Annotated in this window: 6 protein-coding genes and 1 pseudogene; all 7 read right to left on the bottom strand. The window is 72.4% G+C overall.

Annotation, left to right across the window (positions count from 1 at the left end):
• A partial coding sequence (locus tag KPL57_RS64250) for an ABC transporter permease subunit (RefSeq protein WP_226359352.1) occupies nt 1–349 on the bottom strand: 349 nt, incomplete at its 3' end.
• A 153-nt stretch (nt 350–502) separates the two neighbouring features.
• On the bottom strand, nt 503–847 hold the full coding sequence (locus tag KPL57_RS64255; RefSeq protein WP_226359348.1) for a hypothetical protein: 345 nt from the start codon (nt 845–847) through the stop codon (nt 503–505).
• The gene (locus KPL57_RS64260; RefSeq protein WP_226359349.1) at nt 844–1,497 is read right to left on the bottom strand and encodes a carbohydrate ABC transporter permease; all 654 of its coding nucleotides are present in this window, start codon (nt 1,495–1,497) and stop codon (nt 844–846) included. The genes KPL57_RS64255 and KPL57_RS64260 overlap by 4 nt, the downstream gene beginning before the upstream one ends.
• Nucleotides 1,498–1,715: 218 nt before the next feature.
• A pseudogene (locus KPL57_RS64265) lies at nt 1,716–3,106 on the bottom strand (glutamate decarboxylase).
• Nucleotides 3,107–3,177: 71 nt separating this feature from the next.
• Nucleotides 3,178–3,765: a hypothetical protein gene (locus tag KPL57_RS64270; RefSeq protein WP_226359350.1), complete on the bottom strand. Its 588-nt coding sequence runs from the start codon at nt 3,763–3,765 to the stop codon at nt 3,178–3,180.
• Nucleotides 3,762–4,148 (bottom strand): hypothetical protein, encoded by a 387-nt coding sequence (locus KPL57_RS64275; protein ID WP_226359351.1) that lies wholly within the window; start codon nt 4,146–4,148, stop codon nt 3,762–3,764. Before KPL57_RS64275 ends, KPL57_RS64270 begins: the two co-directional genes overlap by 4 nt.
• 405 nt (nt 4,149–4,553) lie before the next feature.
• Nucleotides 4,554–5,056, bottom strand: a 503-nt coding sequence (locus KPL57_RS64280; protein ID WP_264200108.1) for an SLC13 family permease, incomplete at its 5' end; no start/stop codon positions are given.

Below are 5,056 nucleotides of genomic sequence, written 5' to 3' on the forward strand. Positions count from 1 at the left end.
CGGCGCCCAGGCGGCGCCTCACCGGAACCCGGTGATCGTGATCGAGCGGACGACGCTGCGCTGGAACACCAGGAACAGCGCGATCAGGCGGGACGATCGCGACCGTCGTCGCCGCCATACGATCGGCCAGTTCCCGTTGTACTGGGTCTGCAGCCCGGCGGTCTCGCGACCGTCTATCACCTGCCAGGTCCGGCCGGGAGGTGATGACCAGCGGCCACAGGAAGTTGTTCCAGTGCGTCACCACGGTGATCACCGCCAGCGTCGTGAGGATCGGCCGGCTCACCGGCACGACGACGTGCCGCAGGATCCCGACCGTCCCGGCGCCGTCGAGCCGGGCGGCGTCGATCAGGTCCGCGGGATGGTCCGGAAGTGCTCGCGCAGCAGGAAGATGGCGAACGGCGACCCGAGGACGTAGGGCAGCACCAGCGCCAGAAGGTGTTCCGCAGCCCCACCTCGGTCATCATCAGGTACAGCGGGATCACCGTCACCGCCTGCGGCACCATCAGCGTCCCAGGTACACCCAGAACAGCGCGTCGCGGCCCGGGAACTCCAGGCGGGCGAACGCGTACGCCGCGAGCACCGAGAACAGCAGCTGCCCCACCAGGACCACGACCACCACCTGCGCGGTCACCGCGATCGGGGTCACGAAGTCGTAGTCGCGGCCGAACAGGGTCACGATGTTCTCCACCGTCGGCGGTGCCGGCGGTGCCAGCACCGGCGTCGCCGCGAACTGACGGGTCGTCTTCAGCGCGGTCATCACGCTCAGCACGAACGGCGCCAGCGTCACCACCGCGCCCACCAGCAGCGCGACCAGCACGGCCGCGTCGACGAGTCTGCCGCGCCTCACGTGTCGAGCTCGTAGGTCGTGCGACGGCTGAACCACCGCTGCTGGGCCACGGTCACCACCACCAGGATCACGAACAACACCACCGCCATCACCGCGGCCTGCCCGACCGCGCGGTTCTCGAACGCCTCGTAGTAGATCCGCCCCGCGACGACGTCGGTGACACCCTGCGGTCCGCCGTTCGGCGTGGCGCGTACACCGAGTCGAACACCTGGAAGCTGGAGATCACGCCGGTGACCAGCACGAAGAACAGCGTCGGCCGCAGCAGCGGGCAGCCGGATCCGCCACAGCAGCTGCCACGCCGACGCCCCGTCGAGCCGGGCCGCCTCGACGATCGTGTCCGGGATGGCGCGCAGCCCGGCCAGGAAGAACAGGGCGACGTAGCCGACCTGGGTCCAGGCGGTCACGGCCGCGACCGACGGCAGCGCCAGCGCAGGGTCGGCCAGCCACTCGACGCGGATCCCCAGCAGCGCGTTGAGCGCACCGTCGGTGGGGGACAGGATCCACCGCCACACCACGCCCAGCGCCAGCGGCGCGCAGATCCACGGCAGCACGAAGATCACCCGGAACACCGTGGTCCCCGGAAGCCCGCGGTCCAGCAGCAGCGCCGCCGCCAGACCGAGGGCGGTCTGCACCGGGATGACGATGAGCACGAAAAACGCCGTCACCAGCAGGGACCGGGTGAACCGGCCGTCGGTGGCGACGGCGACGACGTTGCCCAGCCCGACGAACGTCCGCGCGCCCGACCAGGTCCCACCGGAACAGCGCCAGCCCCACCACGATCAGCACCGGGACCAGCAGGAACAGCACCACACCCAGCAGGCTGGGCGCCAGCAGCAGGTACGCGGGCGGGTTGTCCCGCCGGACCGGCTCACGTCCCGTGGGCGAAGCCCGCGGCCCCCTCGCTCCCGCGGACAGGACCGGCCTGCCGGCGCAGTCGCTCCAGCAGCCGCGCCAGGTCGTCGAGCAGCAGCGCGGCCAGGTCGTGGCTGAACCCGTTGCGCACCACGATCCGCAGCGCCGCCAGGTCCTCCCGGTTCTGCGGGAACGTGTACGCCGGGACCAGCCATCCCGTCTCGCGCAGGCCCGCCGACACGTCGAACACCGAGAACGGTTCGCCGTCGGCGACGGTGAACGCGAACACGGGCAGCTGCGAGCCGTCGGTGAGCAGCCGGAACGCGCCCGTCTCGGCGATCCGCCCGGCCAGCCCGGGTGGCGATCTCCCGGCAGGTGCCCTGCACCCGCGCGTAGCCCTCGCGACCCAGGCGCAGAAAATTGTAGTACTGGGCGATGACCTGCCCGCCGGGGCGGGAGAAGTTCAGGGCGAAGGTCGGCATGTCCCCGCCAGGTAGTTCACCCGGAACACCAGGTCCTCGGGCAGGCGTCGGTGTCGCGCCACACCGCCCAGCCGACGCCCGGATGCACCAGGCCGTACTTGTGGCCGGAGGTGTTGATCGACGCCACCCGGGGCAGCCGGAAGTCCCACTCCAGGTCGGTGTCGCAGAACGGCGCGATCATCGCTCCGGACGCCCCGTCGACGTGCACCGGGACGTCCAGCCCGGTGCGGGACTGCAGGTCGTCGAGCGCGGCGCAGATCTCGGCGACGGGCTCGTAGCTGCCGTCGAAGGTGGACCCCAGGATCGCGACGACACCGATGGTGTTCTCGTCGCACAGCGCGACGGCCTCGTCGGCCCCCAGGTGCAGCCGGTCGCCCTCCATCGGGACCAGCCGCGGCTCCACGTCCCAGTAGTTCGCGAACTTGTCCCAGCAGATCTGGACGTTCACGCCCATCACGATGTTCGGCCGGTCCGTCGGGAGGCCTGCCGCCCTGCGCCGGTGCTGCCAGCGCCGCTGAGCGCCAGCCCGCCGAGCATGCACGCCTCCGACGAGCCCGTCGTCGAGCAGCCGACGGCCCGTCCCGGGTCGGGGGCGTGCCACAGGTCCGCGAGCATCCGCACGCACCGCTGCTCCAGGTCCGCGGTCCGCGGGTACTCGTCCTTGTCGATCATGTTCTTGTCGAAGGACTCGGCCATCAGCCGCTCGGCCTGGGGCTCCGCCCACGTCGTGACGAACGTGGCCAGGTTCAGCCGGGCGTTGCCGTCGAGCATTCAGCTCGTCGTGCACGACCTGGTAGGCGATCTCGGGGTGCAGGCCCGAGGTCGGGCATCCGGAACCGGGGGATGTCCACCGGCTCGGGCCGCGAAGACGGGGTTGACCGAGACCCCGCGGTCGGCGCCGCGGTCCTCCGAGGGGAGTGCGCACCGGGCTGGTCAGCAACCTAGGCCCGGCTGGCCGGGAGCGCCCGCGGACGCGCCCGATCCGGGGGACCCGGGTCAGGCGCCGAGCAGCTTCTTCTGGACCTTGCCCATCGCGTTGCGGGGCAGGGCGTCGACGAACACGACCTCGCGGGGACGCTTGTGCCAGGACAGCTGCCCGGCGACGTGGTCGATCAGCGCCTGCCCGTCACGCGAGTCGCCGACGACGTAGGCGACGATCTTCTGGCCGAGGTCGGGATCGGGGGCGCCGACCACGGCCACCTCGGCGACGCCCGGGTGGTCGAGCAGCCCGGCCTCGATCTCCCCGGAGCCGATCCGGTAGCCGCCCGACTTGATCAGGTCGGTGGACTCGCGGCCGACGATGCGGTGGAACCCGCCCGGGTCGCGGACGGCGAGGTCCCCGGGCGGAACCAGCCCTCGCCGGCCCAGCACTCGTCGTTCGCGCCGGGCGCGGTTCAGGTAGCCGTCGAACAGCATGGGGCCGCGCGACCTCGAGCCGACCGAGGTCTCGCCGTCGTCGGGGACGGTGGTGGCGGGGGCATCGTCGGAGGCGGGCAGTAGCCGGGGTCTGGCGGCGCCGGGGACGGGGGGCCCCCATCCGGCGCGACGCTCCCCGAGGCGTGCGTGCGAGGACAGGGTGATCATGGTCTCGGCATGCCGTAGCGCTCGACCGGCGCCTGCCCGGTCTCAGGCCGGCGATCCGGTCGAACAGCGAGGCGGGGCAGCGGGGCGCTGCCGAGACGAGGAGCCGGGCCCGGCCCAGGGCACGGGCGGCGTCGGGCTCGTCGACGATCCGGTTCCAGACCGTGGGGACGCCGAAGTACATCGAGGCGTCGACCGCGGCCGTAGCGGGCGGGCTGCGGCTTCACCGTGTGCACCACCCGCGACCCGAGGCGCAGGGAACCGAGCACCCCCAGGATGAGGCCGTGCACGTGGAACAGGGGCAGACCGTGGGCGACGGTGTCCTCGGGGGTCCAGTCCCACACCTCGAACAGGGCGTCCAGCCCGGCGGCGATCGCGGCCCCCACAGCTGCGCGCCCTTGGGGCGGCCGGTGGGCCGGAGGTGTAGAGCAGCATCGCGGTGGCCGCCGGGTCGACCGGGCGCGGGGTGAGCGGTCGTGCGCCGGGGACGACGACCGGCAGGTCGACCGCCGTCGGGGCCGCGGTCCCGCCCAGGCGGTGGGCGCCGGAGTCGGTCAGGATGTGCCCACGCTCGGCCGGCCCCGAGTCCGGCGGGACCGGCACGACCGGCACCCCGGCCATGATCGCGCCGGTGATCGGACGACGGTGTCGATCGAGGCGGTGGGCGTGCACCGCGACCGGGCCGTCGTCGGGGATCCCGGCGGCGACGCGGCCCGGCCCGGTCGACGAGCTCGGAGCGGGAGAGCACGTCGTCGCCGACGGTGACGGCCCGCTCCAGTCCCGCGGCTCGGTCAGGGAGGTGAGGAACACGAGGATCTCCTTCTCACGCGGCCATGGCCGGCAGTACAGAGGGCGCCGACCAAGGCCAAACGGGCGATCACGACCATCGACAGGCCCCAGCGGGTCAGCAGTGCAGTCATGCGGGGGCGTTCCTGCTCGTCGACGGGTGGGTGGCGACCAGCGTCGCACCCACCGTCGAGAAGGGAGACACGTCCACGATGGACGAGCAGGACCCCGAGCGCGCAGATCAGTGCCCAGCCCGGGATCCCGCCCTGCTGCACGAGCGGGATCGCCAGCGGCACCAGCGCGGCGAGTATGCCGGTGGTCGAGGCGAACGCCGACACCAGCCCGCACACCGCGCAGATCACCAGCGCGGCGAGCAGCGGGACGGTGAGGCTCGCGGCGAGGTCGCCCAGCAGGTCGACCGAGCCGATCTCCTGGAGCACACAGACGTAGGTGATGATGCCGCCGACCAGCAGCACGGTGGACCAGTCGATCTCCTTCAGGGCGCCGC

The organism is Pseudonocardia sp. ICBG601, from assembly GCF_020496245.1.